Source organism: Candidatus Poriferisodalis sp., assembly GCF_965198245.1.
Classification (GTDB): domain Bacteria; phylum Actinomycetota; class Acidimicrobiia; order Acidimicrobiales; family Poriferisodalaceae; genus Poriferisodalis.
On record NZ_OZ240249.1, the window covers coordinates 771146 to 793655 of the forward strand.

General features: G+C 66.3%; 18 protein-coding genes and 1 tRNA gene. 5 read left to right on the plus strand and 14 right to left on the minus strand.

Annotated features, from left to right (window positions below):
- The first annotated feature begins 4 nt into the window (after nucleotides 1–4).
- Together ACOCMM_RS03595 and ACOCMM_RS03600 are read left to right on the plus strand one after the other, a co-directional pair.
- Nucleotides 5–1528, plus strand: a complete 1524-nt coding sequence (locus ACOCMM_RS03595) for a Fic family protein (protein WP_419551823.1) — start codon at nucleotides 5–7, stop codon at nucleotides 1526–1528.
- 95 nt (nucleotides 1529–1623) lie between these two features.
- On the plus strand, nucleotides 1624–2103 hold the full coding sequence (locus ACOCMM_RS03600; RefSeq protein ID WP_419551824.1) for a VOC family protein: 480 nt from the start codon (nucleotides 1624–1626) through the stop codon (nucleotides 2101–2103).
- A gap of 36 nt (nucleotides 2104–2139) precedes the next feature.
- On the opposite strand, the gene ACOCMM_RS03605 is transcribed toward ACOCMM_RS03600, so the two are convergent.
- The gene (locus ACOCMM_RS03605) at nucleotides 2140–3315 is read right to left on the minus strand and encodes an amidohydrolase family protein (RefSeq protein WP_419551825.1); all 1176 of its coding nucleotides are present in this window, start codon (nucleotides 3313–3315) and stop codon (nucleotides 2140–2142) included.
- A gap of 668 nt (nucleotides 3316–3983) precedes the next feature.
- Between ACOCMM_RS03605 and ACOCMM_RS03610 the strand changes: the two genes are divergently transcribed.
- Complete coding sequence (locus tag ACOCMM_RS03610; protein ID WP_419551826.1) at nucleotides 3984–4760, plus strand: EthD domain-containing protein; 777 nt, start codon at nucleotides 3984–3986, stop codon at nucleotides 4758–4760.
- 110 nt (nucleotides 4761–4870) lie between these two features.
- Here ACOCMM_RS03610 and ACOCMM_RS03615 read toward each other — a convergent pair whose 3' ends face one another.
- The 5 genes from ACOCMM_RS03615 to ACOCMM_RS03635 form a co-directional block, all read right to left on the minus strand.
- Entirely contained in the window at nucleotides 4871–6481 is a 1611-nt protein-coding gene (locus ACOCMM_RS03615; RefSeq protein ID WP_419551827.1) for an ABC transporter permease, read from the minus strand.
- Between the two features lie 38 nt (nucleotides 6482–6519).
- On the minus strand, nucleotides 6520–7638 hold the full coding sequence (locus ACOCMM_RS03620) for an extracellular solute-binding protein (protein ID WP_419551828.1): 1119 nt from the start codon (nucleotides 7636–7638) through the stop codon (nucleotides 6520–6522).
- A 135-nt stretch (nucleotides 7639–7773) separates the two neighbouring features.
- Nucleotides 7774–7852: transfer RNA gene (locus ACOCMM_RS03625), tRNA-OTHER, on the minus strand.
- Between the two features lie 109 nt (nucleotides 7853–7961).
- Entirely contained in the window at nucleotides 7962–8957 is a 996-nt protein-coding gene (locus ACOCMM_RS03630) for an SDR family NAD(P)-dependent oxidoreductase (RefSeq protein WP_419551829.1), read from the minus strand.
- Between the two features lie 174 nt (nucleotides 8958–9131).
- Nucleotides 9132–9890, minus strand: coding sequence for a crotonase/enoyl-CoA hydratase family protein (locus tag ACOCMM_RS03635; RefSeq protein ID WP_419551830.1), 759 nt, complete (start codon nucleotides 9888–9890; stop codon nucleotides 9132–9134).
- A gap of 91 nt (nucleotides 9891–9981) precedes the next feature.
- Between ACOCMM_RS03635 and ACOCMM_RS03640 the strand changes: the two genes are divergently transcribed.
- Nucleotides 9982–10860: an IS5 family transposase gene (locus ACOCMM_RS03640; RefSeq protein WP_419551831.1), complete on the plus strand. Its 879-nt coding sequence runs from the start codon at nucleotides 9982–9984 to the stop codon at nucleotides 10858–10860.
- A gap of 180 nt (nucleotides 10861–11040) precedes the next feature.
- Here ACOCMM_RS03640 and ACOCMM_RS03645 read toward each other — a convergent pair whose 3' ends face one another.
- A complete protein-coding gene (locus tag ACOCMM_RS03645; protein WP_419554818.1) occupies nucleotides 11041–12813 on the minus strand; it encodes a glycerol-3-phosphate dehydrogenase/oxidase in 1773 nt (590 codons plus the stop codon).
- A gap of 165 nt (nucleotides 12814–12978) precedes the next feature.
- Nucleotides 12979–13770, minus strand: coding sequence for a class II aldolase/adducin family protein (locus tag ACOCMM_RS03650; protein WP_419551832.1), 792 nt, complete (start codon nucleotides 13768–13770; stop codon nucleotides 12979–12981).
- Nucleotides 13771–13872: 102 nt separating this feature from the next.
- On the opposite strand from ACOCMM_RS03650, the gene ACOCMM_RS03655 reads away from it, so the two are divergent.
- Nucleotides 13873–15033, plus strand: coding sequence for an ABC transporter ATP-binding protein (locus tag ACOCMM_RS03655; RefSeq protein ID WP_419551833.1), 1161 nt, complete (start codon nucleotides 13873–13875; stop codon nucleotides 15031–15033).
- Nucleotides 15034–15037: 4 nt separating this feature from the next.
- On the opposite strand, the gene ACOCMM_RS03660 is transcribed toward ACOCMM_RS03655, so the two are convergent.
- The 6 genes from ACOCMM_RS03660 to ACOCMM_RS03685 all read right to left on the minus strand — a co-directional run bounded on the left by ACOCMM_RS03660 (nucleotide 15038) and on the right by ACOCMM_RS03685 (nucleotide 22454).
- Entirely contained in the window at nucleotides 15038–16108 is a 1071-nt protein-coding gene (locus ACOCMM_RS03660; protein ID WP_419551834.1) for an LLM class flavin-dependent oxidoreductase, read from the minus strand.
- Nucleotides 16109–16139: 31 nt separating this feature from the next.
- Complete coding sequence (locus ACOCMM_RS03665) at nucleotides 16140–17237, minus strand: Gfo/Idh/MocA family protein (RefSeq protein WP_419551835.1); 1098 nt, start codon at nucleotides 17235–17237, stop codon at nucleotides 16140–16142.
- 29 nt (nucleotides 17238–17266) lie between these two features.
- Nucleotides 17267–18226 carry an aldo/keto reductase gene (locus ACOCMM_RS03670; protein WP_419551836.1) on the minus strand — a complete coding sequence of 320 codons (960 nt, stop codon included), beginning with the start codon at nucleotides 18224–18226 and terminating at the stop codon, nucleotides 17267–17269.
- Nucleotides 18227–18331: 105 nt separating this feature from the next.
- Nucleotides 18332–19315 (minus strand): carbohydrate ABC transporter permease, encoded by a 984-nt coding sequence (locus tag ACOCMM_RS03675; protein ID WP_419551837.1) that lies wholly within the window; start codon nucleotides 19313–19315, stop codon nucleotides 18332–18334.
- Nucleotides 19312–20871: a carbohydrate ABC transporter permease gene (locus ACOCMM_RS03680; RefSeq protein WP_419551838.1), complete on the minus strand. Its 1560-nt coding sequence runs from the start codon at nucleotides 20869–20871 to the stop codon at nucleotides 19312–19314. Before ACOCMM_RS03680 ends, ACOCMM_RS03675 begins: the two co-directional genes overlap by 4 nt.
- A gap of 188 nt (nucleotides 20872–21059) precedes the next feature.
- Nucleotides 21060–22454 (minus strand): ABC transporter substrate-binding protein, encoded by a 1395-nt coding sequence (locus tag ACOCMM_RS03685; RefSeq protein WP_419551839.1) that lies wholly within the window; start codon nucleotides 22452–22454, stop codon nucleotides 21060–21062.
- Nucleotides 22455–22510 lie beyond the last annotated feature (56 nt).

The window sequence follows — 22510 nt, forward strand, 5'->3', positions numbered from 1 at the left end:
CCGTATGGCCCTGTCTGCTTCCTTGCCATGGCCACGTGGCGTCCGAACGGTCTTCTTCGACGATGACCACGGAGTCGCGTCCGCGCCCACGCTGCGCCGGGCAGTGGTCGACGGGCATCTTCGCCGACTCGCGACCCGCCTGTACACCTCGGATGTAAAGAGCGATCCAGCCGAGGTCGTCGCTCACAACATCTGGCGAATCCTGGACCGGATGATCCCTGACGCGGTGATCGTCGACCGCTCAGCTGCCGAGGACGGCAAGGTCATCAGCGGCGTCCTCTATGTCGCCACCGACCAGCGACACACTGTGCTCCGGCTGCCAGGTGTCGAAGTTCGAGTGCGTCCTCACCCAGCAGGCCTCGATGTCGCCGATGAGCTGCCATGGCCGCATGGCCTGCGCATGTCCCGACCTGCTCGCATTCTCGTCGACAACCTGGCCCCGTCGCGTGGACGCGGTGTACGGGCTTCGCGGACGCTGTCGCTCGCAGAGCTCGAGGATTGGGTGGCACGCAAGGCCTCCTACATGAACCGGACGCGCGTCCTGCGGCTGCGCGATGAAGCAATCGAACTGGCCAACCACATGGGCGTCGCTGACCGCATTCACGACCTCGATGCGTTGTTCAAGCGTCTCGATGGCCGCGAGCCGTTGCCCCCAGACAGCGGCCGCCTGTTTTCTGCCCTTGTTCAGGGCGGAGCGTGGGATGAGAGGCGGGTGGAGATGTTCACCGTTCTGGCGGCTGGCCTCACCTCCCACGATGATCCCGACCTGCCCCAGCATCTCCCAGCGGGGTCCTACAACAATGAGCTGCCGTTCTTCGAGAGTTATTTCTCCAACTACATCGAGGGGACCGTGTTCTTGGTCGAAGAGGCGCGTCGAATCATCGAGACTCAGCAGCCGCCGGCTTCTCGCCCCGCCGATGGTCACGACATCTTGGGCACCTACCGGTGCGTCGCCGATACGGTCGGCCGCCGGGCCGTGTCCGAAGACCCGAGTGAGTCCTTGTTCTTGTTGCGGGAACGACATGCATCCATTCTTGAAGGCAGGCCCGAGCTGGGACCCGGCGAGTGGAAACACGTGAACAACCGGGCCGGCAGCCATCACTTCGTCGAACCGCACTTGGTGGAAGGCACCTTGCTCAAGGGCCTCGAACTGACCCCGTCTGTGCCGTCCGGGTTCCGGCGGGCGTTGTACATGATGATGATGGTGTCTGAGGTCCATCCGTTCACCGATGGCAACGGTCGGGTGGCACGCGTCATGATGAACGCAGAGCTCTCCGCGGTGAACCAAACCCGGATCGTGATCCCCACCGTCTTCCGCAACGAATACATCGGCGCTGTAAAGCGGACGTCGGCGTCGCAAGCGTTGAATCTCTCCTCGTTCGTGCGGGTGATGAGCTTCGCTTGGCGGTGGACTGCGGCAATGCCCTGGGATGACAAGGCAGCGACCGAAGGGCAGCTCGTTGCTACCGATGCGTTGAGCGAACCCGACGACGCTGCCATCGGTGGCATCAAGCTCCGACTGCCCTGAGACACGGGTAGCTCGGTACGCTCCAAGCGGGGCAACGGGTGCAATCGACGGCCCGGCCAGCGCCCGCGGCCCGACCAGCCACGATGGGAGGCGTCATGGCCACACTCGGCATCCGGCACGCAGTGCTGTGGGTGAGCGAGCCAGAGGCGTCAGCCCGCTTCTACAACCAGGCGCTCGGTCTGGACGTGGTGAACCGCTATGGCACCGGTGTCTACATGGCGTCACCCCAATCGAACACCGACCACGACCTTGGACTCTTCGTCGCGGTCGGCGAGGGCGCTCCCGCTCGACATGTGGGCCTGTACCACCTGGCTTGGGAAGTCGCCACGCTCACCGAACTGGCCGAGGCCAAGACCCGGCTGGCCGAGATGGATGCTCTCGTGGGCGAGAACAACCACGGCACCAGCCGCAGCCTGTACTGCCACGACCCTGACGGAATCGAATTCGAAGTGATGTGGGAGGTGCCGCTCGAGCTCTACGAGGAGGACGCGCCGCGCAACATCCCCCTCGACCTCGAAGCCGACATCGCCCGCTGGGGCGCCGACCGACTCAGCCGAGGGGCCACCGCCACGTAGCGACCGCCCCCACCGGCAACCGCCCCAACTGCTCTGCTACACGTCGATCTTGTAGAGCTCGGCGGCGTTGTCCTGCAGGATGCGCTTCTGGACGGCGGGATCGAGGCTGCCGATCGCGTCACGCACCCGCTCGACGCTGCGCGGGTAGAGGCAGGTGGGGTGCGGGATGTCGGTCTCGAACATGATCTGGGTGGCCCCGAGGTGGTCGATGGCCGGCGCCAAGGTTTGGGACTCGAACCAGAAGCAGCCAAAGAACTGCCGCCGGAAGTACTCCGAGGGCTTCATCGACAGGTGGGCCATGTGCTCGGGTGCGGTCTCGCCGCACTGGTAGTCGAGCGCGTCCAGCAGGAACGGGATCCAGCCGACACCGCTCTCCACCGACACGAAGTTCAGGTTCGGGTAGCGCTCGGGCACGTCGCTCACGAGCAGGTTCACCATCCAGCGCAGCTGGCCCAGGAAGATCGCCGCCCCTCCCAAAGAGATCTTCACGTCGCCCGACCAAGTGTCATACGGCACCTTTCCGGACCAGTCGATGTCGCCTTCGGAAGCACCGATGTGGAAGTTGACCGGCATCTCCAACGCTTCGCAGATCTCCCAGAAGGGCCGCCAGTCGGGCTGTGCGAAGTTCGGCATGCCCGAGTCGTGGGGGTTGGAGCACATCACGATGCCCTTGGCACCGTTGCGATGCATGCGATCGACTTCTCCGACGCTGGCGTCGATGTCCCACCATGGCACCAGTGCCATCGGCAGGATTCGACCGCCCGAGCGAGCCTGCAGGTCGCTCATCCAGTCGTTGTAGATCTCGACGCAGGCGATGCGAAGCACCCGGTCGGAGACCTTGAGGAAGTTCTGGTTCCCGAATCCGCCGACGTTGGGATACACGATGCCGTGGCTCACGCCCATGGCATCCATCAGCTCGAGGCGGGCGTCGCAGTCGTAAGACGCCGCGTGGACCATCTCGATGTCGTGCTTGAGGAACTTCAGCCCGAGCATCTTGTTGCCGTCGGGCAGGATCGCTGAAACCGCTGAGTCGCCGGCGATCGGGATGTCGCCATTGACCACCCACTTGCGCTTGCCGTTGTGCTCGCGGACCTGCGGCACGAGGTCGCGGTACTTCGCCGGGGCGAGACTGGTCCACAGGTCGTGCGGCTCGGTCCAATGCGTGTCGGAGTCGACGATCTTGATGCCCGGGAAGAACTCGGTAATCGGCATGGTGTGGCAACCCCCTCAGCGCCGCAACGGCACTTCTGCCGAAATTATCAGGCGCCCCCGCTGGCGTTCAGGGGTTGTGCGACCATGACGGTCGCCACGGCGAGGAGCTATGCCGGTTTGCGTCCCAAGACCAAGTACATCGGAGTGAAGATTCCGAGCCGGCCAGCCTCGGCACATCCAGAAGCGCCTCTGTTCAGCATGCTCGACACCAGAGTCGTGCCGCGGGGGACGATCCGAAGGACTTCGAGCAGATTCAGCGATTGATGCGTCGCCCAGCGCCCGACGCGAGAGCTTCGAAATGTCGTCAGCGAAAGACCTGAGCCAACCAATGGTTCGTACCAAGGAATGGAAGCACCGACCTCTTCGGCCAGGTCCCGGGCCTCGAGCAACTCGAAACCGACGTCCTGCATCGCAGCGTCGACTTCGTGCGTGAAGATGATGTCTTGAGTTGCGGCGCCAACCTCGATGTCGTTCTTGATCCGCAGGTGGTCCGGGTTCTCGGTGTCGCCTCGATCACGTAGATGGCGTCGAACGAATTGTCCGGTTCGTCGATGTTCGTGAAGTCTGCCTCGAGAAACTTCGCCAGGTGAGTCAGCCCGCCATCATCGGCTGCGAGCACGACAACTAGCCTCGCCGCGAGGCGAGCTCGCCCGATGTCGAGGAGGCGGATGATGCTGCGACTCACGTTCTTGCTGCGGCGCAAGGAAGGCATGAGCCGTGCGGAGATGCAGGACTACTGGCTGAATGTGCACGGACCGCTGGTAGCCAGTCATGCGGCAACCGCGAACATGCTGCGCTACGTGCAGGTGCACACCACCGACGACGATCACAGCCGGCTGCCGGGCCGGCGGGGCCAGATGGAAGAGCCCTACGACGGGGTCGCAGAGGTCTGGTGGGAATCACGCGAATCGATGCTCGCTGCCATGCGCACCGACGCAGGCCGCGAATTCGACCGGATGCTGGTCGAAGACGAGCTCAACTTCGCGGACATCAAGAACTCGTCGGCGTACTACTGCTACGAATACCCGCAGGTGAACCCGACGCCGGAGAATATCGTCGCCACCGAACGCTCCAGCCTGGTCAAGCTGCACTTCAGTTTTCGCCACTTGCCGTCGCTGGGCATCGACGAGGCGCAGTGGTACTGGCGCACCCATCACGGGCCGGTGATCCGCCGTCAGGCGCAGTCGTCGGGGATTCTGCGCTACCAGCAGGTCCACGCCGACGAGCACTCCTTCACTGCAGCCATCAGCCGTTCTCGGGGATCGACGGTCGAGCCCTACACCGGTCACGCCGAGGTCTGGATGGACCGCAGCGCCATGGGCAACGCGATTCCTGAGAACCGGGCGGCATCCCGGCGGGCCTACGAGGACGAAGCCAACTTCATCGACTTCGGTCGCTCGGTGATGTTCCTGGCCAAAGAGCACGTGATGGTCGACCACCGCTGACCGGCGCCCGCTGGGGTGGCGGAAGAGTCTTCTGCTCCGGGAATCCAGCAGGTTCCAACCTCGCAGAGCCCTCTTCCGCCGCCGCAGCTATGACCTCTGTGCCTATCGGCTCAGGTGTGTTCTTGTCGGCGCACCACCAGGAACCACGTCAGGGCAAACGACAGCACCACCAGGATCACGCCCATCAGGCCCGCCTCCGCAATGAACGCGTCCTCGAACGAGCCGAAGATGCGGGTGGTCAGGGTCGAGAAGCCCAGCGGTGAGACGAGCAGGCTGATCGGCAGTTCCTTCATCACCGACAGCAGCACCAGGCCGGCTCCTGCCCCCAGTGCGGGGCCCATGACCGGCATATCCACGGTGAAGAACCGCCGAACAGGTCCGGCGCCGAGCAACCGGGCCGAGTCGTGCAGGCGCTCGGGCACGCTGCGCACCGCCACGACGCTGACGCCCATCGCCAGCGAGCCGAAGCGCACGATGTAGGCGAAGATCAGCAGCACGGTGGTATCGCCGAGCAACTCGAGCACCAGGTCGGTCCGCAGCGTCCAGAAGCGCATCGACAGCGCGATGAGCAGACCCGGCAGCGCAAACGTGCTGATGACGACTGCGTGCGCCAGTGATCCAGTGCGGGAACGGTGGCGACCCACCAGCATTGCGATGGGCAGCACCGCAGCGACTGAGATCAGTGCTGCCACGACGCTCACCCAGACGGTGTTGAAGGTCGCGTCGAAAATGCTCGCATAGTTGACCGAGAGCGCTCGGTCACCGGTGATCGAGCGCAGCACGCCCCGCTGGGCCCAATCCAGCAAGGCGATGAAGGGAGCGCCCACGCCGGCGAAAACAGTGAGCACCACCGCCGCCAGGGCCGCCGGCCGCCAGCGCCCCAGGTGATAGTCGAGCGGTCGCTGGCCTCCCGAGCGGGCACCGTCAGGAAGGCGACGGGAGAACCACCGCTCTGCGAGCACCACCGCCGCAGCCAAGACCAGCAGCATCAGGCTGAGCGCCAGCGCCACCGGCGGATTGGCGAGGTAGTTGGTGGCGATGGCGCGGGTCAGCGTGTCGTAGCGCATGAGCTGCACCGCGCCGAAGTCGCTCAGCGTGTAGAGGAACACCAGCAGCGTCCCCGCGCCAATGGCGGTGCCCGCATGCGGCAGGCAAATGCGCCGGAACACGGCGAACGCGCTGTCGCCGAGCAGCCGGGCGCTCTCTTCGAGGCTGCCGGGCAGCTGCCGCAGCCGGGCAGCGACCGGCAGGTACACGTAGGGGTAGGTCATCAGCAGCAGCACGAGCCAGGCGCCGAAGAATCCCCGCAGCTCGGGCACGGCGGTGACACCGATGCGCGCGAGCAGGTCGCTGGCCAGGCCTCCCGGGTTGAGCGTGCGGATGAAGGCTGCGGCGCCGACGAAGGTCGGATACACGAGTGGCAGCGGCAACAGCACCCGCCACAGCCGGCGCAGCGGCAGGTCGGTTCGCATGGTGAGCCACGCCAGACCAGTGCCGAGCACCAGGGCACACGCTGACACCGAGACGGCAAGGCGCAGCGTTCGCCACAACGGACCGAGGGTCCGAGCACTCCACAGCAGTCCCTCGGGACCGGTGCCGTCGCGCAGCGCCCGGTACACCAAGTACACCCCTGGAAAGGCGAACAGGAACGCCAGCACCACGCCGGCCACGCGCAGCGCCGGCGGAGCGCTGCTGCGGCCGCGCCGGACTGCTTGGATCATCTCACTGCTCCGGTCCGCCCATCGTCAATTGTTCAGCGTCACTCGTTCAGGATGCCGCTTGTCTCGATGATCTCCGTGGAGCGGGCGAAGCCGTCGCCCAACGAGTCGAAGTTGATGCTCCCGATCTCAGGACCACCCAACGCCGGCAGGACATCGGCGGGGGCGACGGCCGCGGCGAGCGGGTACTCGAGTGTCTCGCCGCTGAAATAGCGCTGCGCGGATTCACTCAGCAGGTAGGCGATGAAGTCGTTGGCAGTTTCGGTGTTCTCGCTGGCCGCCGTCACGGTCGCGGCGGTGACGATCAGCAGCGAACCGATGTCGTCGCCGTCGAAATCCCAATTCGCTGCTCTGTGGTCGTCGCCGGAGGCTTCGGCAACTTGATACTGGTAGTAGTGATTCACGAGGCCCATGTCGATCTCGCCGCGACCTGAGGCCTCCACGATGGACCGGTTGTTGGGGTAGTAGCGGGCATCGTTGGCGACCATGTCATCGAGCCACTGGGCGGCGACGTCGGTGCCGTGCTGGTCGCGAAACACCGTGAACCAGTCGACGAACGAACCGTTGGTCGCAGGGATGGCAACCCGGCCGCGGTAACGCTCGTCAGTGAGATCGAAGACCGAAGCGGGAAGCTCATCGGATGCGACATTGTCGAGGTTGTAGACGAGGACACGCTTGCGGCCGGTGAACCCGACCCACGTCTCTTCAGCCGAACGGTTCTCCTGGCTCACGAGCCCCAGCACGTCGCCGTCGACCGTTGTGAGCAATCCCTTGCCTTCGAGGAATCCCACCGGGCCAGGCGAGCGCGACAGGAACACGTCCGCCGCCGTGCGGTCGCCCTCTTCGGCCAGCAGCAGAGCCAAGTCGGTCGATGCGCCCCAGCGGACCGCCACCTCGATGCCGGTCTCGCATGAAAAGGCGTCGAGCACTGGCTGGATGAGGTTCTCGGTGCGGCCTGAGTAGACGGTGAGTCGCAGGTCAGCCTCGGACGCGCACTCGCCATCAAAGATCGCCGCGGCTGGCCCCTCCAACGTGCGCGCCGACCCGCACGCTGTGGCAATCGCTGCGATGGCTACGGCCAGCGCCGTCCAGCGAAGACGTGGCTGGCGGGTTACGCGTGAAGACGTCCGACGTGAATGCCAGTGCGGGGGCGTGTGCATGGCGCCGCACTATAGCCAGAGTTTCCGCCAGATGTAAAGGTTCCCTAACGTTCGATGTAGAGTGCCCTGTGCAGGCCGGCAGTGCTGTGGCGAGGAATTCGCTTGTGTAGATTGGCAGTGCGGCCTTAGGGTCGCTGGTGGAACTAGACGGAATCGAACCGTCGAACCGTCCGAGGTGGGTCTGAGTCCAACTCGGCGCACCAGCGCTAGTCCCACGAGAGCCGCACACTTCGGGGTGCGGCTCTCGTCATGTTGGCAGGCTGAACGCTGATAACTCTCGTTGCTTTTTGTGCACAAAGTCGTTGTCAGACTCGATGCTCTGCTCAGGCGAAACGCAGTGGCTCCGCCGCGCTCCAGTCGACCGGCTGCTCGTCCAGGTTCAGCGCCAGCCGATGCCAGACCAGCTCCACGGCGGCAGGGCCAGCAGGCTCAGGCTCGTCGGCGTCACCGGTTGTACCCACCATCAGCTCATACATCGAGCCGTCCGTCTCTTCGGTCGGTCTGGCCAGCAGCGCCATGAACGCCTCGGCCATCTCGCACGGCTCGAGCATCCGGGGCTGCCATCGACCGAAGACTCGCTCGTTGCCTGCGTATTCGTTCGTCATGCCAGTGCGCACGAACGGCAGCAGCAGAGTGAAACAGCTCACCAGATCGGCGCTGCGGCCCAGATTCACCTTCAACACTTTGGGCAGCTGCAGCACGGCCCAGTTGCTGAGTGCATAGCCCGGCACGGCCGGTCCCGGGTCGACGGCTTGACGTGAGGACACGTAGACGATCTGCGCCGGCTCACCGGCGAAGACCGCCTCGCCCGCCCACAGATGCGTCGAGGCCAAGAAGCCGTCGACCTTGGTGTTGAGCACCAGCCGCGACTGCTCGAGGTTGTCGATGAAGTGCTGGCGCACCCGTGCGCGCCGCAGCGACGTGGACTCGCCCTCGACCTGCCGCAGCGTGCGCCCCAGGTTGTAGCCCGACTCGGTCAGCCCGGAGTTGCAGATCACCAGGTTCGGTGGAAGGCCGCCCATCTGGTCGATGACGTAGCTGCGGATCGCCCACAGGTCGCGCAGATTGGTCACGTCGGCCTGCACGGGGAACGCGTGCACGCCCTCCTCACGCAGCTGGGCAATGAGGTCGAAGCCATCTTCGTAGCTGCGATGGAAGTGCACGCCGACCGAGTCGGCACCGTTCAGCCCGGTACTGAGCGCGAATGCCTGGCCGATGCCGCCGTCCTTGCCGGCACCGGTGATCAGTACCCGCTTTCCCTCTACCGCAGCGCGGAACTCATCGAATCGGAACGAATCAGTCGGCGCGGAATAGGCCATGAGCGTGCTCCTCGGAGTGCTGGGTTCCTCGTTGAACCCAGATGGGCTGACCGCGAGTCTGCCTGAGCGAGAGCGCGGCCGATGACAGCCCACGAGCTGCGCTCGGGGGCCTCCCGCTCGTGTTCGCTGCGCGGTCAGGCCGCTGGGGCCGCGGGCCTTGCTGTGCTCGGCCTCCTAGCGACCGGTCCAGGAGGGTTCGCGCTTCTCGACGAACGCCCGTGGCCCCTCGAGAAAGTCTTCTGTTCCCAAGATGTTGCGGAAGTGGTCCCTAGTGATTTCCCAGCCGTCGTCCTCCGAGCGCGCATGGCTTTCCAGCACCACCGCTCGGCTCTCGCGCACGGCCTTCGGAGCGTTCGCGATGATCCGCTCTGCCAGTGTGATGGCTGCTGGAATCACCTCGCCCTCGCCGGCCATCTCGTTCACGAGCCCGAGCTGGTAGGCGCGTTCGGCCGAGATCGGGTCGCCCGTCATGGCCAATTCCAGCGCCACGTTGCGGCCCACTACCTGCGGCAGCCGGAACAGTCCTCCCGCAGCGGCCACCAGTGATCGCTTCACCTCGGGAATGCCGAAGCGGGCTCGGGGCGAGGCCACCACGAGGTCGCACGACAGCACGATCTCGAGACCGCCGGCCAGTGCAGCCCCGTCCACCGCCGCGATGAGCGGCTTAGTGCGGGGATAGCGGGCGAGCCCGGCGAAGCCGCCCTTCTCTGTCTCGATGGGTTTCTTGGCTGCAACCGACTTCAGGTCGGCTCCAGCGCTGAAGACCGTGCCTGTTCCGGCCAGGATCCCAACCCAAACGTCGGGGTCGGCCTCGAAGCTGTCAAGGTGAGCTTCCATGGCGGAAGACACCTCGTGGCTGATGGCATTGCGGGCTTCGGGCCGGTTCAGCGTAAAGATCGCGACCCGCCCTCGGGTTTCGTACTCAACGACCATCGTGCCAATCTAAGAGGCCGCGCGGATTGGCCATCCACGGGTTGGCTGGTTCCCCGGTGTATTGGTCGGGTTGTCCCGAACAAGACAACCCGTGGAGGCCGGTTTCATCATGCGCGCTTTGGAGCCTGAGGTGGTGGATGTGATCTGGGCGGCGGTCGAGCCGTTGCTGCCTGCGCGGCCGGTGCGCGGCCCCCGCAGGGGGCATCGGCCCCGGATACCGGACCGGCTGTGCTTTTGGGGGATCCTGGTGCGTTTGGCGACGGGCTGCTCGTGGCAGTCCGCGGAGGCGCTGCTGGGATGGCAGGTGTCGGACACGACGCTGCGCGCACGCCGAGACGAGTGGGTCGCTGCTGGGGTGTTCGAGCGGATCGCGGCCGAAGCGGTCGCTGCCTATGACCGGATCGTGGGACTCGATCTCGATGATGTGTGCGTCGACGGGTCCACCCACAAAGCCCCTTGCGGCGGCGAAGGGACCGGCAAGAGCCCCGTCGACCGGCGCAAGTCGGGTTGGAAGTGGTCGATCGCGGTCGACGGGGCGGGGATCCCGGTCGGGTGGGCCGCCGCGGGCGCGAACCGCAACGACATCATGCTGTTCTGCCCCACCATCGCCGAGATCGAACGACAAGGGCTCCATCACGACACCGAGACCTTGCACCTGGACCGCGGCTACTGGGGCGCCCGCGTGGACCGCTCGGCCGCCGCGGTCGGGATCACCGATCTGGTGCGGCCCCCCAAACGCAAACCCGGCCACCACGGCCCCGCCGAGCCGGTCCCGGCGCCGCTGGGGCTGCGCTGGCGCGTCGAGCGCACCAACTCATGGCTGTCCAACTACGGACAGCTGCGACGAAACACCGACCGAAAACCCGAGCACCGTCTCGCCCAGCTCGCCCTCGCCGTCGCCTTGATCGTCACCCTCAAACTCATCGACCACCGCAACCGCTGGCAACCCCACAACCGCCCAATCCGCTAACGCTCTAAGAGACCCGCCGACCCATTGCCGTTGGTGTGCTTAGAGGCCGCGCGGATAGGTGACGTCTCGGAAAGTTGCTGTCACGTCTTCTTTGTGCAATTTTGCCGTCTGTGGCGGCATTTCTGCGCAAAGTCCAGGCCGTCGGGGCTGCCGGGCATCGCCGTCTATCCGCTGGGGCTCTTAGCGGCGGATGTCGGGCGCGCCGAGGCGTGCGGCATCGGCGGTCTGGTCGTCGGGGCGGGTCTGGCTGTCACGCTCGGCCTCGACTCGTGCTTGGTAGTGCCAGACCTCGCGCTCGATCGTCTCGGGCGACCAGCCGAGTTCGGCGCCCATCAATTCGGCCGTGTCTGCAGCGATGTCCACGCCGCGATCCCATGACTCGACCGACAACCGCGTGCGGCGCGTCAGCACGTCGTCGAGATGCAGGGCGGCTTCGCTGCGCACTGCATGGGTCACCTCGGCTCGCAGGTAGAGGTGGCCGTTGGCCAGCGGCTCGCCCAGGTCCGGACGGGCGGTGACCAAATCGGTCACCTCGTCGATCTGATCGCCATGGCGGTCCAGCAGGTGGGCAACCGTGGCGCGGCTCAACCCCACTCGGGCACCGATCTCGTCGTGGCGCCGCCGCCGCTCCTCGTAGCCCCCAGCACCCACAAGCGGCGTGACCAGCGTGGCGGTACGGCGCGCGGCGGCGTCACGACGGTGGCGGGGGAGCTTCGGCGCTTTGCGCCCTCGGGCCACCTCCACTTCTCCCAGCGCGAGCTCGACGGTGTCTGCTGCCATCACGCGATAGGTCGTGTACTTGCCTCCGGCCACCGAGACCAGTCCTGGTACCACACGGGCAATGGCGTGCTCGCGGCTCAGCTTGGCCGACTGTTCGGATGCCGAAGGGGCGTCGCCAGCCACCAATGGCCGCAATCCCGCGTAGACACCGCAGATGTCATCACGGCCGATCGGGTCGGCCAGCACGCTGTTGAGGCGCGCGAGCAGCAGCTCGATGTCGGCGCTGCTCGCGGCTGGGTGGGCGTAGTCGAGATCCCAGTCGCTGTCGGTCGTGCCGATGATCCAGCGGTCACCCCACGGCACCACGAAGAGCACGCTGGGCGGCGTCGGCACGATCAACCCGCAATGCAGATCGATCCGGTCCTTGGGCAGCAGCAGGTGGATCCCTTTCGAGGCCCGGATGCGTGTGCGCTCGAGATCGGGAGCGTCGGCGCCGCGCTCGGCCAGTTGCTCGATTTGACTGGTCCACACACCGGTGGCGTTGATCACGGCGTCGGCATCCAGCTTGAATGTGCGGCCGGTCTCGCCGCAGTGAGCGATCACGCCGCGGACTGCGCCGTCGGTGACGATCAGCTCCTGCACACGGGTCGAGGTGAGGATGCGGGCGCCGTGTGCTGCCGCCGTCCGGGCAATGGCGACGACCAGCCGAGCGTCGTCCGTCTGGCCGTCCCAGTAGGTGATGCCGCCCCGCACGACGCCTGCATCGAGGCCGGGCGCCAACTGGTGTGTACCACGCGCGCCGAGGTGGCGGTGCGAGCCATGGGCGTGGCGTCCCCCACCTGCCATCAGGCTGTAGAGCGCTATGCCGAGCCCGGTGCGCAGACGTTCTCGCCAGCCTCGCCGGATGGGGTAGAGGAACTGCACGGGGTGGACGAGGTGAGGCGCCAGCCGGCCCAGCAGCAGCCGGCGCTCGGTCAGCGACTCCTTCACGAGACCGAACTCGAGGCGCTGCAAGTACCGCAGGCCCCCGTGGATCAGCTTCGAGGATCGGCTCGAGGTGCCCGACGCAAGGTCGCGCTGTTCGAGCAACGCGACGCTGAGGCCCCGCAGCGCCAGGTCGAGGGCGCAGCCGGCGCCGGTGACGCCCCCGCCGATGACGACCACGTCAACGCGGCCGTCGCCCCGCTCGCCGCTGAGCTCCTCGAGCCAGGCGGCACGCTGGGAGGGTCCCAACCGGCTGTCGCCGGCAGTGCCGGAGGGAGGTGCACTATTGCCGGTCGCGGCAGGTTCGCTCACTGCTCAGCCACTTTGTGATCAGCCCGCTGTATCAACAGGCTGCGCGAGCGGGTGCAGCTTCCCGTTGTCAAGAGACTCATTCGCCGCTCTTGTTCGCTTCGCTCACAGGCCGCTCGGGCCGTCGGCGAACTCGTGAGGCAGGTGGCGGCGGATGGCCCAGCCGAACAGGTGCCAGCCGAAGTCGCCTTGGGTCAGGTTATCCTGGGCGATGCGTGCCGCCTCCGCAGAGATCGGGATGGCTTCGCGGGCTTTCATCTGCACCTCGGCGACGCGCTCGGCGAGCACGAACCAGCCGACCGCGTCGGCCGGGCTCGATCCGACCGTCAACAGGCCGTGGTTGGCAAGGATCACGGTGCGGCAGCTGCCGAGTGCGGCTGCGATGCGCTTGCCCCCGTCGGTCGAGAGGACCTGCACCTCCCCGTCGTCGAAGAGGGCATGGTCGTCGAAGAAGCAGGTCGCTTCCTGGTTGATGGGTTCGATCATCCGGCGCTCGGCCGAGAACGGCGTGCCCCACTGGGTGTGCGTATGCGCGGCGGCGCCGATGTCGGGACGGGCCTCGTGAATGGGGTAGTGGATGCGGTAGGCGCTGTTGTTGATCGGCGCAGGCTGGCCTTGCTGGTCGGTGGCAGTGCCATCAGGAGCCACCAGCACGAGGTCGCCGACAGCGGCCCGCTCGAACGGCACCCCGTACCGCAGCAGCCACATGTGATCCGGTTGCATCGGGTCGCGGCAGGTGATGTGGCCGTCGCCCAGCTCGCCCCAGCGCAGCACCCCGAACAGGCGATAGGCGCGGGCCAGATCGTCGAGCAGTCGGGCGCGTTCGGCATGCGGATCGGCCTCGAAGGGCTCGGTGACATCCGCTGTGTCTTCCGCTGGGACGTTGGGAGTTTCCACGACGCGAATTCTGTCATACCTGCCGTGCGTCAGAGCACGTCCGCAACCGGTTGCGGACTAGCCTCGACCCACCAGGCGTGCGCGTCCGAGCCGGGGGGTTCCATGGCGACCGTCACCCTCGATCGGCTGACGAAGAAGTACCCGAACGGATTCGTCGCGGTCACTGACTTGAACATCGGCATCGCCGACGGCGAGTTCCTGGTGCTGGTGGGCCCGTCGGGGTGCGGAAAATCCACCGCGTTGCGGATGGTCGCGGGTCTCGAGGAGATCAGCGACGGCGATCTGCTGATCAACGACGAGCGCATGAACGACGTGGAGCCCAAGGACCGCAACATCGCGATGGTCTTCCAGAGTTATGCGCTGTATCCCCATCTCGACGTGGCCCGCAATATCGGCTTTCCCCTGAAGCTGGCGGGCGTTCCGAAGCCGGAGATCGAAGAGCGGGTGCGTGCCGCCGCACGCTTGCTGGAACTGGAACCGCTGCTGGGCAACAAGCCGGCGCAGCTGTCGGGCGGCCAGCGCCAACGCGTGGCAATGGGCCGGGCCATCGTGCGTGACCCGGCGGTGTTCCTCATGGACGAGCCGCTGTCGAACCTCGACGCGAAGCTGCGCGTGCAGATGCGCGCGGAGATCACTGCCCTGCAGCACCGGCTGGGCGCCACCACCATCTACGTGACGCACGACCAGGTCGAAGCCATGACCATGGGCGACCGTGTCGCTGTGCTGAAGGACGGCCTGCTGCAGCAGGTGGACGACCCGACCGATCTCTACGAGCGTCCCGACAACCTCTTCGTGGCCGGCTTCATCGGCGCACCCGCGATGAACCTGCGCATGGCCCGCCTGGGAAGCAGCCCTGACGGGTGGAAGCTGCAGCTGGGCTCGCAGACGCTGTCGCTCAAAGACCAGGACCTCGAAACGAATCCTGCGCTGCGGGGCTACGACGGAGCCGATGTCGTGGTCGGCATCCGCCCAGAGGCATTCGAGGATGCTGCAATCGCCGTCGACGACGGTCGCCCCCGCCTTTCGGCGGTGGTGACGCTGTCGGAAGCGCTGGGTTCTGATCTGTTGTTGCACTTCCCGCTCGACGCTCCGTCGGTGGAGGCAGGCGATCCCGACGCTCTGGAGGGCATCGAGGACCGCATGGTCGTGGCCCGGGTGCATCCCCGCAGCACGGCTCGGCCGGGTTCGACGGTCGAGCTCAGCTTGGACGTTGAGGGGCTGCACTTCTTCGATCCCCAGACCGAAGCCGCCATCCGCGCCTGAGCGCCTAAGGCTGCCAGAGGGGGCGGTGGGGCATCGTCTGCAGGACCAGCCGTCCGAACAGATCGCACTCGGCGAGGTGGGGATAGCCCGACAAGATGAAGGCGTCGATGCCCGCGGCTCGGTAGGCGTCGAGCTTGGCGGCGACTTCGTCGGGGTCGCCCACGATGGCTGCGCCGGCCCCGCTGCGTGCGCGGCCGATGCCAGTCCACAGACCGTCCTCGGCGAAGCCGTCATCGTCGGCGCCGGCTCGCAGCGCGGCTTGGCGCTGCACACCGACCGACGCCGAGTCGAGCGCCCGAGATCGGATCGCCGCCCCGGCATCGTCGTCGAGTTGGCTCACCAGCCGCCTGGTGGCTTCCATCGCCTTGGCGTTCGTCGAGCGCACGATCACGTGGGATCGCAGGCCGAACTTCAGCTCACGTCCGGCTGCTGCTGCGCGCTCTCGCATCTCGCTGATGGTTGCCGCGACGCCCGCCACGGTGTCGGGCCAGGTGAGGAACACATCCGCCGCCACGGCTGCGGTGTGCTTTGCGTCGTCGGAAAAGCCCCCGAAATAGAACGGCGGGCAACGCCCGCTCACCGTGCCGATGCGCGGCGGATCGAGTTGCACCGCGACGAATTCGCCCTCGAAGTCGACCGGCTGTCCGTCGAGCAGCGTCCGCAGCACGGTCATGTACTCGCGGGTGCGCTGGTAGCGCGGGGCCGAGGGCAGCGGCGCGCCCGGCAGGTCACTGGAGATGATGTTGATGGTGAGGCGACCGGCCGCCATCCGGTCGATGGTGGCGAGTTGGCGTGCGAGCTGTGGCGGCCACAACTCGCCCATGCGAACAGCCAGCAGCAGGTTGATGCGGTTGGTCCGTCTCGCGATGCCTGCGGCAAAGGCGGTTGCGTCGATGCCCAGCGCGTATCCCGAGGGCAGCAGCACGTTGTCAAAGCTGTTGCGCTCGGCTGCGGTGACGATGGCGGCGCAGTGCTCCCAAGTGCTGGTCAAGGTCGGGTCCGGCACGCCCAGGAACTCGTAGTCGTCGTCGCACAGTGCCGAGAACCACGCGATCTCTGGAGGTGCTGTGTTCATTGCCGCGGCTCCGCAGGCTGCGCCGCGGTGCTCACTGGCTCATCTCCGCCGTGGTCAGCAGCTCGCTCAGGTGCACGGGCCGGCCTTCGTCGATCGAGATGTGCGCAGCTCGCCCCATCGCCACCGACCACAGCCCGTCCATCAGTGAGCATTCGGCTGGGGCCGACTTCAGCACCGCGTCGCGAAAGCGCTCCAGCTCGATGTATGACGAGCCGTGGTGATGGCCGACCACCGGCGCGGTGCTGGTGATCTGCCGCTCGGTGATGTTGCCGATCCAGTCCCGCTCGCGCAGGCCGACACGCAGCACATCGTCGGGGATCAGCGCTTCGAGCTTGCCGCCCTCGCCAACCACTGACAGTTCCTCCTGGTTCCGCGTGGCGTCGGCGAACATGCACAGGTCCAGCAGCGCTCTCGCGCCGGAGGCGAACTCCACGATCACGAAGGCGTTGTCCAGGATGTCGGGCGTCTCGCCGCCGTAATTCTCGTCGAGGTGGTTCAAGTCCTGTGCGCCCGATGCCATGACGCGCACCGGCTGGCAACGCACGATGAACCGCATCAGATCGAAGAAGTGGCAACACTTCTCGACCAACGTCCCGCCGGTGTTGCGGTTGAATCGGTTCCAGTCGCGCACTTTCGGCTGGAAGGGGAAGCGGTGCTCGCGGATCGCAACCATGCGGATGGGACCGACCGCGCCGGCGTGAGCCTGCTCGATGAGCGAAGCCACCGGCGCCATGTAGCGGTATTCGAGGCCCACCCAGGCGAGCGGTGCCGCGGGCCCGAGTGCATCGAGCCCGTCGATGATGCGGCGACACTCGTCGAGTGTGGAAGCCAGCGGCTTCTCGATGAGCTGCGGCACGCCGGCTGAGGCGACGTCGAGGACGATGTCGGTGTGGAGATGATTCGGCGTGGCGACCACGACGGCGTCGCACAGCCCTGCATCGAGCATCATTCGGTGGTTTTCGAAGCAGGGGATCGGGTCGAGCCCGCTGCAGGCCAGCTGGTAGTGCGCTGCTTCGAGCGACGGCTCCCAGTTGTCGCAGTACGCAGCTACCTCGGCACCATCGAGCGCGATCAGGTTGGCGATGTGCTCGATGCCCATCATGCCGGTGCCGATGACACCGAATCGCATCGGCCGATCACTGTCCCGGGCGCTGTCGGTCACGGCAGCGGCTCGCCTTCGGAAGCTTCGATCACGTCGTAGACATCGTTGCGGTCGAGGTGCACGCGCAGCGCAGCCTGCAGAGACTCGAGCCGTTCGGGCTGCTGCGTGCCCACAATGGCGACCGGTGCGGTCGGATGAGCCAGCACGAAGGCCACGCACACGGCGGCCCGCTCGACGCCCTCCCGCTCGGCTAGTCGATCGAGTGTGTCCAAGAGTTCCGGCCGCACCCCATCGCTCGCCCCGATGAGTCGCCCGCCTGCGAGCGGGCTCTGCTGCATGAGTCGCCCGCCTGCAAGCGGGCTCCATGCCAGCGGCACGAGTTCGGTCTCGGCGCAGAGGTCCAAGGTGCCGTCGCGCAACGGGTCCAGGCAGGCGGCCGAGAATTCGGGTTGCGTGCTGACCAGTGGAGTGTCGAGATGGGCGATGAGTGCCCGGGTCTGAGCCGGTGTGTAGTTGGACACGCCGACCGCGTTGACCAGCCCGTCAGCGATCAGTCCGCCCAGCGTGTCAGCGAGTTCGGCCGGATGGGTGAGCATGTCGGGCCGGTGGACTTGGTACAGGTCGATGCGATCAGTGCAGAGTCGGCGCAACGAGGCCTCGCATGCCGCACGCAGGGCCAGGGCGCTGGAGTCGTACGGCACCGGTGGAACGATGCCTCCCTTGGTCGCGAGCACCATGCGATGGCGCAGATCGGGACGTGCGCCTAAGACGGCCCCCAAGTTCTCCTCGCAACTGCCGAAGCCGGTGCCGCCCCAGTCCAATCCGTAAACGTCGGCAACATCGACGAGGTTCATGCCCCGCTCGAGACCCGCTTCGACCAGGACGGCGTTGGCGCCGACGTCGTCGCTGGTGAACCTCCACAGGCCGAGAGCCAACGGTCCGATGTCAGGACCGCTCGACCCGAGCCGCCGCGGCGCAGTCCGCACCAGTCCCGTCGGCGCATCGGAATTGGTCATGGTCACCTCGTCTTTGTCGTCGGACGGCTCGGGGCGCAGTTTGCTGGGACGGTGCTGGCAGTGTGCCCCGGACTCTCGCAAGAGGTTCGTTGTCGCCGATCCAGCTCAGGACTTCACCGAGCCAGCCAGCAGCCCGCGTACGAAGAAGCGCTGCAGGGCGAAGAACACGATCAACGGCACACCCGCCTGTATGAACGCACCTGCAGACAGCACGTGCTCACGCAATCCGAACTCTCCCGCCAGCGAAGCGATGCGGATGGTTGCGGGCCACGCCTCACCGTTTGCTCCGATCATCGTGATGGCTACCAGGTAGTCGTTCCATGTCCACAAGAACTGGAAGATCGTGAACGCCGCCAGGGCCGGCACCGACAACGGCACCACCAGGCGCCAGAAGATCGTGACGTGATTGGCACCGTCGATGCGTGCCGCCTCAAACAGCTCGCCGGGCAACGACGAGATGTAGTTGTGCAACAGGAACACGGCGAAGGGCAAGGCGAACGCGGTATGGGTCAGCCACACCGCTGTGGCACCGCCGGCGAGGTCGAAGTCGGGAAACAGCGTCAGCGTGAACTCGGTGCCAGGGATGGTCCAGTGCGCTCCGCCGGCGTAGAGCTGCAGCAGCGGCAGCAGCGCCACCTGGTTCGGCAGCGCCAGCAGTGACACGAACACGATGAACAGCCATTCCCGGCCCCGGAACGGGATCCAGGCAAACGCATAGGCCGCCATCGCGGCAATCGCGACCGGAATGACCGTGGCAGGAATGGCGATCGCGAACGAATTCACCAGCGCCCGGGCCAGCCCGCCGGTCTGCTCGGTTCCTAGCACCTCGGAGTAGTTGCCGAGTGTCCATCCGCCCTCGGTGAAGGACTCCCACCAGCCGCTGCTGCGCTGCGCGTCACGGGTCCGGAACGAGTTCAGGAACAGGCTGCTTGCGGGGATGGTCCACACGACGACCATGAGCCACAGCACCCACGTGGGGATGCGGCGCAGGAATCCGTAGATGAGCTTGCCAGTGCGGTCCACTGCGTCGACGGCGCTGGCACCGCGGCCTCCGCCGGCGAGCGGGTTCGAAGTGCTCGGGAGGTTCATGCGTCCACCCTCTGCATCCGTCGGATGTTGAACGCCATGGCCGGCACGACTGCCAGGAACAGCACCACCGCCAGCGCAGAGCCGAGGCCGAAGTTCAGCTCGGTGAAGGCCCGCTGCCACATCTCGTTCGCGATGACCTGCGTGCCGAAGTTGCCCGCCGTCATCACCTTCACGATGTCGTACACCTTCATGACCAGGACGATCAACGTCGTGGCAACCACGGTGATGGTGGGAATGATCGTCGGAATGGTGACATTCCAGAAGGTCTGCCGCTCGGTGGCGCCATCGACGCGCGCCGCTTCGAGCAGTTCGGTGGGTACGGCCTTGATTGCCGCCGACAGGATGACCATGGCGAAGCCGGTCTGGATCCAGATGAGCACGACCATGAGCCACACGTTGTTGAACGGCGCCTCCTGCAGGAACAGGATGGTGCCCGCCACGGGCTCGCCGTTCGGGCCGGGAACTGAGCCGCCCAAGCCGGGCCCCATGAACCGGTAGATCAGCCACAGCACCCCGATGGCGGTCACGGCCGATCCGACAGCGAATGCCGGCTGGCGGCGCCGCACGCCGAATGCGCACAAACCGGCGAGCAACGCCGTGGCGACGGCCAGGATTGCCACTGCGACCCACGCGCCGGTGCTGTGAGGCCGCAAGCTGCCCAGCCAGACCCAGATGGCATTCAGGAACCCCGTCTGCGGTTTCTGCGGTGGACGGGCGATGTACATGAACCGCCAGATGATCCCGGCACCCACGAATGAGATCGCCATCGGCAGGAAGATGAGGCTCTTGGCCACCGACTCCCAACGGGTGCGATCGGCCAGTACCGCAGCCGCAAGGCCGAGCCCTGTGGACAGCCCGGTCACCACCACCACCCACCACAGGTTGTTGATGACCGTGCCTCGCAGCGTCGTGAACACCGCGAACGACAGCACGAACAGGCCGATGGCGATCGGACCAATCGAGCCCGGCAGCGCCTCCAGCTTGCGGCCGCGTCGGCGGCCCACTGCCATGCCGATGGCGAGCCCGGCAGCGATGAGCACCACAGCTGCGTAGAAGAGGCGGCTGGTGAAGATCTCGCGCCAGCCGCTCAGGTCGAGGCTTTGCTTGTTGGTGAGGATTTCTCCGTAGTTGGAGAGTCCCACCCATTCGGCAGCTCGCGAGTCGAGCAAGGAGAGGTAGATGGACCGGATGAGCGGGATGACCAGGCCGAGGGCCACGAACAGCAACGACGGTCCGAGGAACGTGGCCAGGCGACCGCGCTCGGACAGGCGGGTCCTGCGAGCGCTCGATGGCGTGCCCGCCAGACTGAACAGGGTCCCGACGGCAGCGCCGATGAGGGCGCCCGCGATCGCCCAGAGCCACATGGGCCCGCCTGCCACGTCATTGCCGGCGACGACTGCGCCGACGAGCGCGCCGACGAGCGCGCCCGAGGTGGCGAGAAAGACGCGCCAGCGGTTGACCGCGAGGTCGAAGAGCCAGTTCGCTCCGAAGAACAGAGCTGTGCTCGCGCCGATGGCGATGACTACGCCTAACAGCGCACCGCCTAGGGCGCCCATCGGCGCAGTCTTGCAGGCATCAGGTGGCGTCTACGTACTTCGGTCATCGGGCTACGGGGCGTCGCAATGTCTCGCCACGACGCGCCGGAGGCTGGCCCGCTGGTGCGGACCGGCCCCCGATCAACCATGAGGTTCATTCGCAACGATGTGTCATCAGCAGCCGGCGGCGGCTGGGACACTTGCTGCGACTACTGCGGCCAGGAAGCGTCGATTGCGGCGAACGCCTCGGCCACCGACTTGTCGCCGTTGACCGCGCTGGTGCCTTCAGTCCAGAAGGTGCCGGCGCCCACAGCAGCTGGCATCAAGTCCGACCCGTCGAAGCGGGCCGGGCTGGCCGTCTGCAGAATCTCGACGAAGGACCGCTCAAGGTCGTTGTAGACGCTGAGGTCCTGGTCTAGGTTCGCCGACAGGAAGCCGGACTGGCCGCCGCCCTTGCGAGCGGACTGCGCCGCCTGGCGGGCGTTGGCGTACTCGGCGCTGCCGAAGAACTCCATCACCGCCCACACCTCAGGCGCGTCCCGGAACGCCGAGACATACGTGCCAGCGGTCAGCACTGGACGGTTGCCCTTGGCTGCGACGGCCGGGAAGTAGAAGACGTCCACTTCTTGGCCCGGACCGATGCTGGTGCCCTCGGGCAGGAATGCCGCGAAGAACGATGCCTGTCGGTGCATGGCGCAGTCGCCAGCGACCAGCGGCTCGCCGTTGTCGCCGAACGGCGTCGCAGCAATGGAGCCGCCGGCTGCGTACACGGCACCCGGTGCGTTCCACAGGCCGAGCACGGTCTCCGCGACCCCCACGATGCGCGGATCGGCGAACTTGACTTCACCAGCGACCCACTGGTCGTAGACATTCTCGTCCGCGATCCGCAGCACGAGGTCTTCCATCCAGTCGGTAAAGGCCCATCCGGTGGCGGGGCCGGACTCGATGCCGACGCACCACGGTGTGACGCCTTCGGTGATCATCTGGAGGGTCAGCGCCGACAGCTCCTCGAATGATTGGGGAACTGCGTAGCCACCGCTTTCGAAGATCGAGGTGTTGTACCAGACGATCGACTTGAGGTCGGTCTTGTTCGGGACGCCGTACAGGGTGCCGCCGAAGGTGGCAGTATCGAGCGAGCCCGCAGGCCACTGGCCCTCGATAGCGCTCTTCACCGAGGCGGGTATCTCCAGGATCCAGTTCTCAGCTGCGAAGTCACCGACCTTGCCCGGCTGCGGGAATACCGCGATGTCCGGCGGGTTGCCGCCGGCTGCTTGGGCATTGATCTGGTCGGAGAAGTCGCGGGCGCCGGTGTAGACGATCTCGATGCCGCTCTCGGCAGCGAAGACGTCCAAAGCGTCCTGCATGGCGCCGGCTTCCTCCTCGCTGGACTCGGGGCCGTAGACGGTGACCTTGGTGCCGGCGAGCGGGTCGGCCGTGGTGGTCGGTGCGGCGGCAGTCGTTGCTGGTGCCGCGGTCGGTGCGGCGGCCTCGTCGGCGCCGTCGTCATCGCTGCCGCAGGCCGCTGCAATGAGCCCGAATGCCAGCACGACTGCCAAGAGTCGCGAGGCGCGTAGACGAGTTGTTCTGGTGCTGTGATCTTTCATATGAGTTCCTCCCTGTGGGGCCGCAAGCCCGTTCACCTGCCGACCTTGCAAGCGCT